Annotated in this window: 15 protein-coding genes; 11 read left to right on the forward strand and 4 right to left on the reverse strand. The window is 45.3% G+C overall.

The annotated features are described in order from the left end of the window. Positions 1–141: 141 nt before the first annotated feature. Positions 142–1248, reverse strand: a complete 1107-nt coding sequence (locus AACR75_RS07225) for a M20/M25/M40 family metallo-hydrolase (protein ID WP_026027995.1) — start codon at positions 1246–1248, stop codon at positions 142–144. Positions 1249–1806: 558 nt separating this feature from the next. On the opposite strand from AACR75_RS07225, the gene hppD reads away from it, so the two are divergent. Genes hppD through maiA form a run of 4 tightly spaced genes read left to right on the forward strand, consistent with a single transcriptional unit; the run spans position 1807 to position 5687 of the window. After that, on the forward strand, positions 1807–2880 hold the full coding sequence (gene hppD, locus AACR75_RS07230; RefSeq protein ID WP_013856844.1) for a 4-hydroxyphenylpyruvate dioxygenase: 1074 nt from the start codon (positions 1807–1809) through the stop codon (positions 2878–2880). After that, positions 2873–4003, forward strand: a complete 1131-nt coding sequence (locus tag AACR75_RS07235; RefSeq protein ID WP_017042493.1) for a homogentisate 1,2-dioxygenase — start codon at positions 2873–2875, stop codon at positions 4001–4003. The genes hppD and AACR75_RS07235 overlap by 8 nt, the downstream gene beginning before the upstream one ends. 23 nt (positions 4004–4026) lie before the next feature. Continuing rightward, on the forward strand, positions 4027–5040 hold the full coding sequence (locus AACR75_RS07240) for a fumarylacetoacetate hydrolase family protein (RefSeq protein ID WP_047689410.1): 1014 nt from the start codon (positions 4027–4029) through the stop codon (positions 5038–5040). After that, on the forward strand, positions 5037–5687 hold the full coding sequence (maiA, locus tag AACR75_RS07245; protein ID WP_047689412.1) for a maleylacetoacetate isomerase: 651 nt from the start codon (positions 5037–5039) through the stop codon (positions 5685–5687). The genes AACR75_RS07240 and maiA overlap by 4 nt, the downstream gene beginning before the upstream one ends. A gap of 40 nt (positions 5688–5727) precedes the next feature. Here the strand turns inward: maiA and AACR75_RS07250 are convergent, their stop codons facing one another. The 3 genes from AACR75_RS07250 to AACR75_RS07260 all read right to left on the reverse strand — a co-directional run bounded on the left by AACR75_RS07250 (position 5728) and on the right by AACR75_RS07260 (position 9088). Further along, positions 5728–7239 (reverse strand): M28 family metallopeptidase, encoded by a 1512-nt coding sequence (locus AACR75_RS07250; RefSeq protein ID WP_047689415.1) that lies wholly within the window; start codon positions 7237–7239, stop codon positions 5728–5730. 189 nt (positions 7240–7428) lie between these two features. Continuing rightward, complete coding sequence (locus AACR75_RS07255; protein ID WP_047689417.1) at positions 7429–8262, reverse strand: CPBP family intramembrane glutamic endopeptidase; 834 nt, start codon at positions 8260–8262, stop codon at positions 7429–7431. A gap of 118 nt (positions 8263–8380) precedes the next feature. Beyond that, positions 8381–9088 (reverse strand): glycerophosphoryl diester phosphodiesterase, encoded by a 708-nt coding sequence (locus AACR75_RS07260; protein WP_013856850.1) that lies wholly within the window; start codon positions 9086–9088, stop codon positions 8381–8383. 165 nt (positions 9089–9253) lie between these two features. On the opposite strand from AACR75_RS07260, the gene AACR75_RS07265 reads away from it, so the two are divergent. The 7 genes from AACR75_RS07265 (at position 9254) to AACR75_RS07295 (ending at position 15046) form a co-directional block, all read left to right on the forward strand. After that, the gene (locus AACR75_RS07265; RefSeq protein ID WP_047689420.1) at positions 9254–10030 is read left to right on the forward strand and encodes an MBL fold metallo-hydrolase; all 777 of its coding nucleotides are present in this window, start codon (positions 9254–9256) and stop codon (positions 10028–10030) included. A gap of 155 nt (positions 10031–10185) precedes the next feature. Continuing rightward, on the forward strand, positions 10186–10959 hold the full coding sequence (locus AACR75_RS07270) for a DUF3450 domain-containing protein (protein ID WP_047689422.1): 774 nt from the start codon (positions 10186–10188) through the stop codon (positions 10957–10959). Beyond that, positions 10956–12296 (forward strand): MotA/TolQ/ExbB proton channel family protein, encoded by a 1341-nt coding sequence (locus AACR75_RS07275; RefSeq protein ID WP_047689424.1) that lies wholly within the window; start codon positions 10956–10958, stop codon positions 12294–12296. The genes AACR75_RS07270 and AACR75_RS07275 overlap by 4 nt, the downstream gene beginning before the upstream one ends. Next, complete coding sequence (locus tag AACR75_RS07280; RefSeq protein WP_013856854.1) at positions 12296–12844, forward strand: MotA/TolQ/ExbB proton channel family protein; 549 nt, start codon at positions 12296–12298, stop codon at positions 12842–12844. The genes AACR75_RS07275 and AACR75_RS07280 overlap by 1 nt, the downstream gene beginning before the upstream one ends. Further along, positions 12841–13245, forward strand: coding sequence for an ExbD/TolR family protein (locus tag AACR75_RS07285; protein WP_013856855.1), 405 nt, complete (start codon positions 12841–12843; stop codon positions 13243–13245). The genes AACR75_RS07280 and AACR75_RS07285 overlap by 4 nt, the downstream gene beginning before the upstream one ends. Next, on the forward strand, positions 13245–13865 hold the full coding sequence (locus AACR75_RS07290) for an energy transducer TonB (protein WP_047689427.1): 621 nt from the start codon (positions 13245–13247) through the stop codon (positions 13863–13865). Before AACR75_RS07285 ends, AACR75_RS07290 begins: the two co-directional genes overlap by 1 nt. Then, positions 13862–15046, forward strand: coding sequence for a tetratricopeptide repeat protein (locus AACR75_RS07295; RefSeq protein ID WP_047689429.1), 1185 nt, complete (start codon positions 13862–13864; stop codon positions 15044–15046). The genes AACR75_RS07290 and AACR75_RS07295 overlap by 4 nt, the downstream gene beginning before the upstream one ends. Positions 15047–15154: the final 108 nt, after the last annotated feature.

Raw genomic sequence — 15154 nt, forward strand, 5'->3', positions numbered from 1 at the left:
AGTGCTTTCTTATCCATATTGTCCATCCTTAGCCTTTAAGGCTTAAGTTTAGACAGTTACACAGAATTCAGGACACTCTCCAATCCCACCAATGTTTCTTTAACAGGCCTCGCGAAAATGAGGCCTGTTTTATCGTAAGGCTTATTCGGTCAAATACGTTGTTAGGAATTCTGCAATCTTCACCATATCACTGATCGCAATATACTCTTCGGTGGTGTGAACTTTCGCCATGCCCGTTGACAAATTGACGGTCACTAATCCTTTTTCGTTAAAGTTGTTTGCATCACTGCCTCCACCAGTACGTTTGGTTTTTGGTGCAATCCCAACCGATTCAAAGCTCTTTTTGATCGCAACGATATGCGGATGCTCTTCATCCAATACAAAGGCGTTGTAAGCACGAGTAGATTCAATCTTAACCTGCGCGCCATGCTTGTGCGCCGCGGCCTGAAATGTTGACACCATATGTTCAACTTGTAGGCTCAACTTATCATCATTCAATGAGCGGGCTTCAGCGACAATTCTAAGATCAGGCATGACGATATTCGTTGCGCCACCTCCATGAACAAGGCCGATATTCGCCGTGGTTTCCTCATCAATACGCAGCAATTTCATTTGGGTAATCGCATCGGCTGCGACGGCGATAGCGCTAATACCTTCTTCAGGAGCAAGGCCTGCGTGTGCGGGTTTGCCTTTGATATTAACGATGATTTTTTGCTGCCCTGGGGCGGCTTTAACGATGGTTCCTATTGGACCACCAGTGTCGAGTACAATCGCCTTAGCCGATTGAATATGAGACATATCAAAGTGTTTGGAGCCTTGTAGCCCGCCTTCTTCATGGACGGTGAATGCAATTTCAATGGTTTTATGAGGTTGTTTTTGCGCTTTAATCGTTCGGATCGCCTCCATAATGGCCGCAATACCCGATTTGTCATCGCCGCCTAAAATTGTTTCACCGTTAGAGCGAATGACGCCATTTTCAATGACGGGTGTGATACCAATCCCCGGTTTGACGGTATCCATGTGACAGCTCAGTACGACACTGTCATCGAGTTGTCCTGCTAGGCGAGCATAAAGGTTAAAGCCATTGGAAACATGTTCAGGTACGGGCAGTTTTTGGACTGAAAAACCAAGCTCACCCAATTGTTCAGACAGCGTTTCTGCAATCTGTTTTTCGTTACCCGATTCGCTGTCAATTTGAATTAGTTGTAGAAAGTGCTCAACCAAGCGCTGTTCATTTATCATGGTCATTTTGTTATCTCGTAGGAAACAGAAGCCATACCATATCGCGTGTGGATGACGCGATGTTCTGCGATAAATCAAAGAAGCACGACAAAACAACCGAATTTTTCGCTTACATATAGCCAATGACTATTGTTTTTAACTTAATGATTCACCTGTGTTGGTCTAATGTTTTGTCCGTGTAGCTCGGCATATAAAAATCATGTGCGCCTAACACCTCGTCGATTGTGTGTTTTTTGCCGGAGGCAGTGTCGGCTTTTAATAAATGTAGCTAAAATGTTACGCCGTGCTATTCGCTTTACTGAGCAACTGGTTATGATTGACTTGTGATTAACGTGGCCAATTAAGGAAAAGTGCTTAGTATTCAGTCAAATAAAAACAAATCATCTCTGTGAAATTCGCTAATTTACTATCCTACTGCTCATTAATAGATTTGTGTAACATTTTAATTACATTGACACTATTTGTTCTCCGCTAAACCGTTTTTCGTTATAGGGTTCATTTTTGCTGAAAATTACGCCATGTTCGCAATACTCAACACAAGCGTTAACAAAAAAGGAGCGCGAGATGACCTCAACATTTAACCCATTGGGAACAGACGGTTTTGAATTTGTGGAGTACACCGCGGCTGATCCCGCTGGAATCGCGCAGTTAAAAGAGCTGTTTACTTCTCTTGGCTTTGCTGAGATAGCCAAGCACCGCTCAAAAGAGGCGTGGTTATATCGTCAAGGGGATATCAATTTTATCGTTAACTCTCAACCCCATAGCCAAGCTGCAGCGTTTGCCAAAGTGCATGGACCTTCAGTGTGTGGGATGGCGTTTCGCGTTCATGATGCATCTGTCGCCATGCAGCATGTGCAGGCAAATGGCGGGCGAGAATACAAAACACAAATTGGCCCAATGGAACTGAGCATTCCTGCGATTTATGGAATTGGCGATAGCTTGCTTTATTTTGTCGATCGTTATGGTAGCCAGAGCATTTATGATGTGGATTTCAAGTTCTATGCCGATGCTAATCAACGAATGACCGACGCCAATGTTGGCTTGTTCGAAATTGACCACTTAACGCATAACGTCAAACAAGGCCACATGGACATTTGGTCTGGCTTTTATGAGCGGATTGGTAACTTCCGTGAAATTCGCTATTTTGATATTGAAGGGAAGCTAACTGGGTTAGTTAGCCGCGCAATGACAGCGCCTTGCGGCAAAATTCGCATCCCAATCAATGAATCGTCTGACGATAAATCACAAATAGAAGAGTTTATTCGTGAATACAATGGTGAGGGGATCCAACACATCGCTTTATCCACTGATGATATCTACCAGACGGTACGTACTCTGCGCGAACGAGGGATGGATTTCATGCCAACACCGGATACTTACTACGAAAAAGTCAGTGATCGAGTTGAAGGGCATCAAGAAGATGTTGATCAGTTAAAAGCGCTGCGGATCCTGATTGATGGTGCACCGATGAAAGATGGAATTTTGCTGCAAATATTTACTCAAACCGTCATTGGCCCAGTCTTTTTTGAGATCATTCAACGCAAAGGCAATGAAGGGTTCGGGGAAGGTAATTTCAAAGCGTTATTTGAGTCGATTGAAGAAGATCAAATTCGACGAGGAGTACTCAGCGATGCATAAATGGATCACATTTCCTCATCGAGAAGGGGTATGTTCAAACCAAGCTCATGCCGACTTCCCGCAAGAGGCCATCTATGAAAGAGAAGCAGGACGCAGTGGCTTTTTTGGCCCTGCGGCCCATTTCCATCACCAACATGCACCGACAGGGTGGAGTGAATGGCAAGGTGAGTTAAGGCCGAGAGCCTTTAATTTTAATTTGATCGAGCAAGCCAAACAAAGTTCACCGTGGAGCGTGCCGCACCTATTGCATAATGCACAATGTAAAGTACGAGTATGGAAGCTGGCTCAAGCGATGGATCATTTAGTGCGTAACGCCGATGGTGATGAGTTACTTTTTATTCATCAAGGAAGCGCTGATTTTTATTGCGATTACGGACACTTGAGCGTTTCACAAGGGGATTATGTGTTGATCCCGCGCTCAACCAATTGGCGGCTGGAGCCAAGTGAGCCGATGTTCATTCTAATGATAGAGAATACGGATGCGGCGTATGCTTTGCCAGAAAAAGGGCTAGTAGGGAACCACGCCATATTCGATCCTGCGGTTTTGCAAGTCCCGTCGATTAATCCAGAGTTTAAAGCGCAGTATTCAGAAAAGACCACCCAAGTTCATTTAAAACGTCATGAGAAAATCAGCGTCATTACTTATCCATTTAACCCATTGGATGCAGTAGGTTGGCACGGTGATCTTTCTGTGGTGAAACTCAACTGGCGAGACATTCGGCCGTTGATGTCGCATCGCTATCATTTGCCGCCCTCCGCTCACACAACCTTTGTTGGCCAAGGTTTTGTGGTCTGCACCTTTGTGCCTCGGCCGATTGAGAGTGACCCCGGCGCTTTAAAGGTTCCGTTTTATCATAACAATGATGATTACGATGAAGTGCTCTTCTACCATGCGGGTGATTTCTTTAGCCGCGATAATATTGAAGCTGGCATGGTCACTTTTCATCCTGCCGGGTTTACCCATGGCCCACATCCGAAAGCGTTCCAAGCTGGGCAAGAGCATAAGAAAAAATTTACCGATGAAGTGGCAGTGATGATTGATACGCGGCATGCATTACACTTTAGTGAGGCGGCGCAGCAGGTTGAAAATCAACAGTACGTCTACAGTTGGAAGAGCGAATAAACGAATAAGAATAAGGAAGTGACATGAAGTTAGCTACGCTAAAAAACGGCACAAGAGATGGTTTATTGGTAGTGGTCAGCCATGACTTATCAAAATGCGTTGCTGTGCCTGAGATTGCCGAGCATTTACAGCAAGCCTTAGACCGTTGGCAGGAAACCGCACCGATGCTCAGCGAAATTTACACGGCGCTTAATGAAGGAGAATTGCTGCAAGAGATGCAGTTTGATCAAACCTTGTGTCATTCGCCGCTGCCTAGAGCGTATCAATGGGCCGACGGTTCTGCTTACGTCAACCATGTCGAGTTAGTACGAAAAGCACGAGGTGCGGAGATCCCTGAAAGCTTCTGGAGTGATCCGTTAATGTATCAAGGTGGTTCGGATGCTTTTCTTGGACCGCGTGATGATATTCAAATGCAAGATGAAGCATGGGGAATTGATTTTGAAGCCGAAGTGGCCGTGATCACCGATGATGTCAGAATGGGTGCAACCCCAAGTGAAGCGGCGCAAGCGATTCGATTGGTGATGTTGGTTAACGATGTGTCGCTGCGTGGTTTGATCCCTCAAGAGCTTGCTAAAGGATTTGGGTTTTTTCAATCCAAACCGTCTTCAGCATTCTCTCCTGTCGCTGTGACACTCGATGAACTAGGCTGCCATTGGGACGGTGGAAAACTCAACCTGCCATTGCTATCAACCTATAACAATAAACCATTTGGTTGCCCCAATGCTGGCGTGGACATGACGTTTGAATTCCCACAGTTAATTGCTCACGCAGCAAAAACGCGGCCCTTGTGCGCGGGCACTATTATTGGTTCTGGTACAGTTTCCAATAAACAGGGAACCGATTTTGGCAGTGCGATTGCTGAAGGGGGAGTCGGTTATTCATGTATTGCAGAAGTGCGGATGATTGAAACCATTCGGGACGGTAAACCAAGTACCGAATTTATGAAATTTGGTGACAGGATAATGTTAGAAATGCGTGATGATAAAGGGAACAGCTTGTTTGGTTTAATCGATCAACGCGTGGTGAAAGGGTCATGAGTGGCCTCAAGTTATATGGGTATTGGCGCTCTTCAGCCGCTTACCGAGTACGCATCGCACTTCACCTCAAGGCGCTCGATTACCAGTCGATTGCTATCCATTTAGTTAAGGAGGGCGGAGTGCAACATTCAGCCGAGTTTAGCGCTCTCAACCCGAGTGAGTTAATTCCGGTACTAGAAGATAACGGGCATTGCATTACTCAGTCGTTAACCATCATCGAATATTTGGATGACCAGTATCCCCAAGTCCGTTTGGTTCCGTTATCAGGTAAAGAGAAATATCAGGTTAAAGCACTGGCGCAAGACATTGCTATTGATATTCATCCACTGAACAATCTACGAGTTTTACAATATTTAACGCGTGAACTGGACGTAGATGAAAGTCAAAAAGGAGACTGGTATCGGCATTGGATAGCCACGGGGTTTTATGCCTTGGAAAAGAAATTGGCGACAGTATCAGGGGAGTACTGTGTTGGTGATCAACTGAGCTTAGTGGATGTTTGTTTAGTACCACAAGTGTATAACGCGGAGCGCTTTAATCTTGATATGGCGCAGTTTCCGATCATTAAACGAATCACTGCTGAGCTTCGTGCTCATCCGGCGTTTATTGCCGCTGCACCAGAAAACCAGCCCGATGCTGAGAGTTAATCGAAAAGCCAGCCTTGCGGCTGGCTTTTCTTTGCGCTGTTTATTGAGCATTCGCCACTAAACTTGCATTGCTGTAATTGTTGTATCCATGCAGCAAAATAGAATAGCGGCCCGGTTGAGCATTGGAGAACTGACACGTTTCATTATTGCCACTGCGATAAGGACGGCAGTCGTATTGCTGTAGATCGGCATCAGTTTGATACTTAACGTATAAATCGGCATCGCCGCTTCCCCCTGACAATACAATACTCAAGTTGCCCGCTTCCTGCAGTTCGAATTGATACCAGGTTTTGCTATTTCTGCTGGCCGATAAACCGTTCACAGGTACGCCATTTTTCAGTTGATTGCTCGGTGTAGGCGGTGTTGAGGCGTTACCCATTTCAACCACATAAGCCAATCCAAGTTTAGTAAATTTCACCGCATGAAATCCTGTTGGGTCGGAATTTTGCAGAGTGTCTTGCGGGCTATGAATATTAGGGTTGTAATCATTAAATTTGGATTCAAAAGGCATTGCAGCTGGGTAACCAACCGCATGCCAAGAGGCATGATCAGAGCAGGCATAGCCACAGGTATCAAATCCATAGGTTAGTGACGGTAAATATTCATCCAATAGTTGTGTCAAATACTGGGTAAAATTACTGTCGGTGTAATCGGTTATGAAGACAATATCTTCGCGTGAACCTTGGTAGTTAGTCATGTCTAACTGCATCACAGACATTACTTTTTTACCTTCGGCTTTAAAACGATTGGCTAAGTCTTGTGAACCTCGAAGGCCCACTTCTTCGGCGGCGTAAGCCATAAAAGCGATGCTGCGTTTAGGACGAAAATTTTGCTCAGACAACAAACGAATGATTTCTGTCACGCCCGCGATGCCTGATGCATCGTCATCCGCACCCGGCGCAATACTGCTTTCGTTGGTTCGAGAGCCAAGTGTCGAGTCTAAATGCCCGCCAATCACCACCCATTCGTCAGGTTTTTCAGAGCCCGTGATTGTAAGCATCACCGATTTCTGGTTGTAGCCTGAATGTGTGATTTGTTCCACTTTGCTTGCGGGCAGTGACGCAGAGAGTGAGCGCCAATGAGCAGCAATCCAATTCGATGCTTGAGCACCAGTCGAGGTAGTATAAAAGCGATTTTTAAACTGAGTTAAGGTGGTGATGGTACTGGTGATTTGTTGCGCTGATACTGATGGCAACCAAGCATTAACGGTGGTTTGCTGAGTTATTTCTGGTGCACTGAAAGCGTTTAGATTCAGCGGCATTGCGCTGACACTCATCGCACTTTGTGCAGAAGGGTGGACCATATAACCACCACATCGCTGATGATTTTCGTGCATTTCATGTGAAAGCGTCGCTAACTCGCTTACTGGTACTTGCCCAACCCATACTGATGTTTGATTGATAAGATTTTCAGGTAATAGGCTTTGGGCTCCAGAGCGAAGCGCCGTTTGCGTCGCGTCACCACCAATGGAAATCCACACCTTTTCTTCTGCATAAGCGGTACTGAAACAGCCTGCTAGCGCAATCGCCAATAACGTTTGTTTCTGGTTCATTCTCTCCTCCCTGGAGTATTATTATCAACATGACGTTGACCATAAACCCTAGGCCAAAAATAGGAATAATGAGAACAATTCGTTTTATACTCAGTTGTTCATAACGGTTGTCACTAAACTATCAATAAGGTATTTCATCGACTGATAAAAAGAAAAAAGCCAGCGAAAACTTCAGCTGGCTTAGAGGTTTTAACGCTGTACCCATACTGGATAAGTGAAGAAAATAAGGTGGGAAAAATTAAAGAGAAAGTGGAAGAGTACAGCCGTCCATAAACGCCCGCTTAGATGATAGATCGCGCCGTAGCCAATACCAGCTAATGTGGCAAATAGCACCAAAGTCACGCCGCCAGAAAAATGCGCAAGACCAAATAGGGTACTAGCGAGCGCAATACCGAGCCATAGACCGAATTTTTCACTAACGGCTTTTTGTAAATAGCCCCGGAAAAATGCTTCTTCCACCACACAGGTTAAAAGCAAATTATTGAGAGCAAAGAGCCACCACCAAGTCGGTAAAGATAACTCGGGCTTAATCGCGCCAAGCGCCCATGCGACAAAAAGCAAAGCAAAAAGAGGAATCGACACTTTACCGATCGCGGCCCAACGAATGGTTTGATGGTTGCCAAGGAGTGGCGGCCAAGCGAGTAGCAAAGCAAAAAATACCATAGGTTTATCTAGGTTCAAGTAGAGACGAAAGGGGGCACTATTTGCACCAGCAAGCACATTATCCAGCACTTTAGGATTATTAAAACCAGGAATAGCATGCAGCAGCAGTGCAATTGCCCATAATAGCAACGCACCATGAGCAAACCATTTCCAGCGGCCTTTCAGTTGTGGAATGTAATAAGCACCACATAATCCAATGGTGACATACAGCAGGGCCATTAACGATAATCGGTCTGTGAACCATCCGCCCACTAACGACAGTGCTAGCAAGGCGAATGCTGGACGTAACTGCTTTTGAAAACTGAAGATAATGGCAAAAAGCAGCGGGATCCAAATCCATAACGATGAGTCAAGTATCATAGAGAGTACCTTAGGAAATCATCCATATTATTTAGTGATGACAGAGTGGAAGAGTGGCGCATTATGAAGAATCATTCTCAATAAAGAGATTCTACCAGTCAGCTAAACGTTTGCAGGCTTACAAAAAGCACTGTGGATCGTCACTAAAAATGGCGTCAACCGAGTTGAGATGTTTGAACTTTTTTGGATTATTCACCGTGTAGCACCAAATTTGGTAACCCGCTTGATGTAACTCGGCAATGTGTTTTGCACTGATCCATTGATAATTAAGGTTACAGCCAAAGGCGTCAATTTCGGCTAACACTTGCTTATCTTTACGCGTTAATCGCTCGCTCAACACCGCCAATTTATAACCCGGACAATGCTGATAAAGCTCGCGCATGATAGCGTGGCTAAAACTGGAGAGAACAATCTGTTCATTCGGTAATCCACATTGATCCAGTTGCGCTTTAAGTTGAGCAGCGACTTGAGCAACATCGTGTTTATCCACTTTGACTTCAATGTTTAAACCAAGGCTGTGCTGCTTTGCGAGTGTCAGCAACGTCTCTAATGTCATGATGGGTTCGCCTGCAAATTGAGGATCAAACCAAGCGCCAAAATCGAACTGTTGTAATTGCTCAAGCGTATAAGAATCAATGCGCCCTTTACCATTACTGCAACGATCAATGGTGTGATCGTGGCAAACAACCAATATGTGATCTTGAGTCGGTTGCACATCCACTTCAACCCACTTTAGGCCTAAATCAATAGCGGCTTGCACACTCACTTGCGTATTTTCAGGGTAATGGCCGGCCACTCCGCGGTGGCCAATAATCATAGGCTTCATAGCGTTATCTCTACACAATTAAAACCGGCTCAGCATAGCGCGCGCCTTCTATTTTGTCTTCAAATTGATGGAAATGAGAGACGACGCGCTTTGGACATCACTTTCGCTAATGCTATGCTTATCCAACATCAGGCAGGAGGTCTGATCTGTCAAGTAGGGATAACGGTGAAGCTACATACGATCAAAGGCTATATTCAGAATATGTATCTGGCTGAATATCCAGAACGATTATTACTGCTAGACGGTGCAAGTCGAGCAGACATTCCTACGTTGCAGCACTTCATTGAGAATGAACTGAACCGTCCTTTTTCTCATCTGCATACCGTTGTGGTAACTCACATGCATCCAGATCACGCTGGGGCAGCTCATCAATTGCGTGCATTAACGGGTTGTAAAATTGTCTCTGCCAATAAAGATCATGATTGGTATCGTGGTTTGGACGGATTTTGTATGCATCTAGCCGATCTTGCGCTTGCGCGTTGGATGGCGAATCGCCTAGGCCGCCCGCGGCAGAATTTATGGTATCCACGTGTCTTAAAGCCTGACATTAAGCTCAACGATGGCGACACTATTCCTCATTTTAACGAATGGCAAATCTTAGAAACTCCAGGGCATACCGACCGAGATTTGTCTGTCTACCATGCACAGCAAGGCATTGTGTATGTTGCCGATTTAATGGTTGAAGTGAAAAAGCAGTTGATTGCCCCTTTTCCTATTTTCCATCCCAATCAATATCGCCAGTCACTTGAACGGATCTTCAAGCTCAACCCAGAAACACTGCTTCTTGCACACGGCAAAGAGGGGCGTTTGAGCGAAAAAACCTACCAACACCTGCTAAATACCGCACCTATACGGCCCATCACACATTGGCGAGTGGTCAAAATAAAAGTCAAAAGTTTAATGAAGTCTGTTTGGCAATTTGGGGTCAGTAAAGGTAAATAAAGGGTAGGTGGCTTTAAAACTCATCAACAAAGAGTGTTCGCCGCATACTGTGGTTGTTTGCACCGGAAAAAATCGTTAGAATGCGATCCTTGATGATAATGAGAGCTTTTATCAACAAGATGATAACACTTCGTTGAAGGTAATGAATAACGTCTATGAATCTTTTAAAAATCAGCTTGTCCTTGGTGGCGACTACCAGTTTGTTCGCAGTAAATGCTTCTACACTCAGTGACGCGAATGCCATCCAAAATAAAACCAATTCGGCTTCAGTCGCCAGCCAACAGAACATCAATCACAGTTCTCAATCAGCGTTGCTGATGCAAGCTGATATCGATCAGTTAAAAGAAGAAGTGAAAAATATCACTATTTATCGTAATCACTTGGCATCGCTGGTGGAAAACCAGAATCAGGAAGCGCAAAGTCTATCGTCACAAATTGATGAGATAAAACTGACTCGCCAAGGCATCGTTCCTTTGATGTATCAGATGATCGACGGGCTACGTACCCTAATCGAAAACGACAAACCATTAAAGCGCGAAACGCGTTTAGAGCGTTTAGAAAAGCTGGAATCGATGATGGTGCGATCGGATGTCAGCGATGCTGAAAAATACCGCCGTATTCTTGAAGCGTACCAAATCGAAATTGATTACGGGACTAAACTGGGTGTTTATCAAGGCGCAGTGGTGCTCAATGAAAACAAAACCATTGAAGCTGACATTTTATACGTTGGCCGTTTATCGCTGGTGGCTCGTAGCTTAAATGGCAAACAGTATTGGAGCTGGAGCCAAAACTCGCACCAATGGACCGATGTCGATAGTGGGCTATATGCCGATTTAGATACCGCTTTCAAAATGGCCAACAATTTAATCACACCAAACTTAATGACGATACCTGTTTCACTTGAGTTAGTAGAGGAGCAAAACAAATGAAGATGGTTTTCTCTCTCTCATCACTCTGTTTAACACTATTGGCTTTCAACAGCTTTGCTTCTACGGAATTAGTCAGCAACGCCAAAGTGGAAAACAAACAGCAGCAGCAGCACAATATCGAACGCGAAGCGGGTTTTAAACAAACCGAACAGCAGCTACGCCGCGCCAAAGCAGAGCTAGAAGCTCAGCGCCAAGATTTACAAGCGCAAGCGGATAAGCTAAGCACGCAATTCAGTAATAATGAAAACCGACTAGCACGTTTAGAAGAGCAGCTTCGCTTAGAAACAGGAAGCCTTGGAGAGCTGTTTGGTGTGGTACGCCAAAATGCCAAAGCATTAAGCAGTGAATTGGAATCTTCCATCACTGCGGTTGATCGCCATCAGTATACATCGCGGGTACAAGAAATTGTCGCCGCAAAATCTCTACCCTCGATGCCGCAGCTGACGGGGTTATGGCACAGCTATGTTGAACAGATCATCGCCAGTGGTGAGCTAAGCCGCGTTCAGATCGCATTTATCAATGGTGACGGTGTCACGCAAAATGTGGCCGCCTATCGTATTGGAACCTTTGGTTTGGTGACAGAGCAAGGTTATGTCAAATGGAACGGGGATAAACAAGCCGCCACCGCTTATTTGAAACAACCGGACAATGGACCGATTTTCTCTGGCCTAAATACGGGGGAAATCGAAAGCTTAGTGGTCGATCCTTCGCGTGGCATCATGCTTGAACAGCTAGCCCTTACACCAACATTAGCCGAACGGCTACAAATGGGTGGTGCGGTTGGTAACATCATTTTGGTACTGCTTGGTATTGGTTTAATCATCGCTTTCTATCGCGGCTTCGCATTGGTGATGACTCACCACAAGATCAAAGCGCAGCTTAAAGATGTACAGAAAATTGGTAATAACCCATTGGGGCGTGTACTCAGCGTCTATAACAAAGAGCAAAATCGCAGCGTAGAAGCGTTGGAGCTGCGCTTGCTGGAAGCGGTGGTCGATGAACAAGCGCATTTGGAAAAAGGCTTATCGATGCTGAAGTTATTAGCTGCGATTGCGCCGATGCTTGGGCTATTGGGTACGGTGACCGGCATGATTGAAACCTTCCAAGTGATCACACAATTTGGTAACGGTGATCCAAAAGTAATGGCGGGCGGCATTTCAATGGCCTTGGTGACTACCGTTCTGGGTTTAGTCTCTGCGATTCCACTATTATTAGCTCATAATATCTTAAGCTCTCAAGCCGAAAATATTCGCTCTATTTTAGAAAAACAGGGGATTGGCCTCGTTGCTGCGCAAGCAGAGCAAGAATGCCAAGCTTCAATGAGGAATGCGGCGTAATGAACAGCGTATTGCCAAGCGCACTGCTCAGCAATGACTGGCTAACAACCTTGCAGCAGTTTATGCAGCAAGGGGGGATCGTCTTATGGTGGCTAGCTGGGGTGGTGGCGCTTTATTGGTTGTTGATCATCGAACGCGTACTGTTTGTGGTATTGAGCTTTCCTAAATATCGAAAAGGGTGGTTAGAGCAATGGCATCAACGCGCGGAACACCATTCATGGTATGCCCATGCCATTCGCGAGGGTTGGCTTGGTGAAGCACAGCAGATGCTGCGCCACAACCTTAACATGATAAAACTGCTCGTCACACTTTGCCCAATGTTAGGGCTGCTCGGCACAGTCACCGGAATGATCTCTGTGTTTGATGTGATGGCAAATCAAGGCAGTAGCGATCCTAAATTGATGGCATCTGGCATTTCATTGGCCACATTACCGACAATGGCCGGAATGGTCGCGGCCCTTGCGGGCATGTTTGTGCATGCTCGTCTTGCAAAAAAGTGTCATCTACTTGAATTAAAATTAGAAAAATCGTTAAGGAGTTTGCGATGAGATTAGGCAGACGCCAACCAAGAAATGATGAGGCGCAGATAGACTTAACATCGATGCTCGACATCGTCTTTATCATGCTGATTTTTTTCATTGTCACCAGCTCATTTGTTCGTGAATCAGGTGTTGAGGTTAACCGTCCTCAAGCTTCTCACGCGGTGAGTCAGAAAGATGCGGGTATTTTTGTCGCTATCAATGCATCCAATGATATTTACATCGACAAACGCTTGATTGATGTTGAACGTGTAGAGGCCACCCTAGAACATCTGTTGCTCGAACAACCAGATGCGGCGTTAGTGATTCAAGCGGATGAACATGCTTATAACGGTACGGTTGTTAAAGTGATGGATGCGGCCAAAGGAGCCGGAGTGAAAAATATCGCATTGGCGGCGGAGAAACGTTAATGGGACGTTTACTGCTTGCTTTGCCAATTGCAGGAGTGATTTCGCTGGCGCTGTTCAGTTTTATGGCGTGGATGGTGGATAACGGTAACCAACGCGCTGTAAAACCAACTCAAGCACTGCGATTTAATATGGTGATGATGGAACAAGAACACGATTTACAGCGTCGCCAACGTAGCGTTCCAGAACCTTTAAAGTTGCCTGAGCCGCCACCGCAAGTACAAGTGACACAGTCACAAACTACCGCTACGGCCGCTACATCACTCACTAGTTTACCTGCTTTGGGTTTGGATACCGCGCTTAATGGGGTGGCGATTAGCGCACCAACTTTTGGTGATTTCGGTTCAAACCAGCAAGCAATGCCGTTATATCGTGTCGAGCCTGTTTATCCAAGCCGAGCTCTAAAGCGAGGTGTAGAAGGTTTCGTTACATTAAGCTTTACCATTGATACAACAGGAAAAGCCGTCGACATCAATGTCGTCGATGCCAATCCCAAACGTATGTTTGAGCGTGAAGCGATGCAAGCGCTGAAAAAATGGAAGTATCAACCTCAGATTGTCGACGGTAAAGCCATTGAGCAGCCGGGACAAACCGTGACTGTGGAGTTTAAAATTGCCAAATGATGAAACGTATATTGATTGGCTTATCACTTGTTATCGGCTCGCTCTCTTTAAATGCGAGCGAATTAAGTGCGACAACAGTCCTGAAAGTGCAAAAAGCACAACAATTTGCATTAGAAGAGAACCTCACTCAAGCCATTGAGGTACTGAGCAGTGTTGAAACGTCACGTCTTTACGATAAAGCATTTGTTGCCCGGATGCTTGGTGTGTTTTATTGGCAAAGTGGTCAGCCCAAAGCGGCTATCAAACAGATCAAGTACGCTGTAGAGAGTGGAGAGCTGCAAGATGAGCAGGCATGGACCACCGAACGTATGTTGGCTGATCTGTATGTCAATGAACAACAATTTGAAAAGGCGTTACCGCACTACTACCAATTATTGAAATCCGTTCCGCCTTCACAGAAAGTAGACGATCTGTGGTTGCGTATCGCACAAACCCACTACCAAATTGCACAATGGAAAAAAGTGCTGCATGCGTTGGATAAATACCAAACCGTGACACCACTTAATACTAAAAACCCACTGTCACTTAAATTAGGTGCGCAGCTTCAGCTAGAACAATGGAAAGCGGCCATTCCAACTTTAGAAAAACTGATCATGCTGGAGCCTGACCAAGCCAGTTGGTGGCGACAGTTAGTCGGTTTACATCTGCGTTTAGATCAGCGTCGTCAAGCATTAAACAGTTTAGCGTTAGCCAAATTACAAGGTGTGGAATTAACCGATAAGGATAAACACTTGCTCGCGCAGTTGTATGCGCAAAACGGCATTCCAGAACGTGCGGCGCAAGTTCTGCAAACATTATCTGATGCTGATCAAGACTTAACTTTACTGAAAGAGCAAGCCACTTACTGGCAGCAAGCCAAAGAATGGCAATCAGCGATCAGAACGTGGACAAAAGCAGCTGAACAGGATGAGCAATATTATTGGCAAGTGGCGCTGCTGTACAACCAGCAAGGGCAATTTAAAGAAGCGTTACAGGCGTTGGATAAAGTCACCACGCGCGAGAAAAAAGCCGATGTCGCGTTAGCGCGAGTTCATGCGCTGTACAAACTCAATCAACTCGATAATGCTCTATACCAAGCCAAGCAAGCTGAAAACCTAAACCCATCAAGCCATGCCAAAGGATGGATCAAATTCCTTTCTCGTTTACAAAAAGTTCAGCAAGCGCAAACTGCTAATATCTGATCATAGCGCCTCATCTGCCCGATGATGAGGCGTCTGACCTTTTACGATTTTTGAATCGTCATTATCAAGACTGACATTGGTTCGGTTTTGCCTATCTTAGTGATAAAG

The organism is Vibrio sp. ZOR0018 (assembly GCF_963865925.1).
GTDB lineage: Bacteria > Pseudomonadota > Gammaproteobacteria > Enterobacterales > Vibrionaceae > Vibrio > Vibrio anguillarum.